The 482-nt window shown below is 65.6% G+C and carries 1 protein-coding gene; it reads left to right on the top strand.

The window, feature by feature from the left end; genetic code table 11:
* Nucleotides 1-482: molybdopterin-dependent oxidoreductase (locus J5M67_RS28140; RefSeq protein WP_207888637.1), on the top strand; the 482-nt coding region annotated here is incomplete at both ends.

The following is a 482-nucleotide window of genomic DNA, read 5'->3' as shown; positions in this document are numbered from 1 at the left end:
GAACCAGGGCGTGATCTGCGCGAAAGGCGCATCGGGCATCATGAAACAGTATTCGCCCGCGCGCCTCACGCAGCCGCTGATGCGCAAGGCGGGCGCCGAGCGCGGCAGCGCGCAGTTCGAGCCGGTATCGTGGGACGTCGCGTTCTCCGTGCTCGAACAGCGGCTCGCGCATCTGCGCGCGACGGATCCGAAGCGCTTCGCGCTCTTCACCGGCCGCGACCAGATGCAGGCGCTCACCGGCCTGTTCGCGAAGCAGTACGGCACGCCGAATTACGCGGCGCACGGCGGCTTTTGCTCGGCGAACATGGCGGCCGGCATGATCTATACGGTCGGCGGCTCGTTCTGGGAATTCGGCGGCCCCGATCTCGATCGCGCGAAGCTGTTCTTCATGATCGGCACCGCCGAGGATCATCATTCGAATCCGCTGAAGATCGCGATCTCGAAATTCAAGCGCGCGGGCGGACGGTTCGTCGCGATCAACC

Source organism: Pseudomonas sp. 30_B (genome assembly GCF_017491605.1).
GTDB lineage: Bacteria > Pseudomonadota > Gammaproteobacteria > Pseudomonadales > Pseudomonadaceae > Pseudomonas.
The sequence above is the reverse complement of the archived record's forward strand: the minus strand, read 5'-3'. Positions and strand labels throughout refer to the sequence as shown.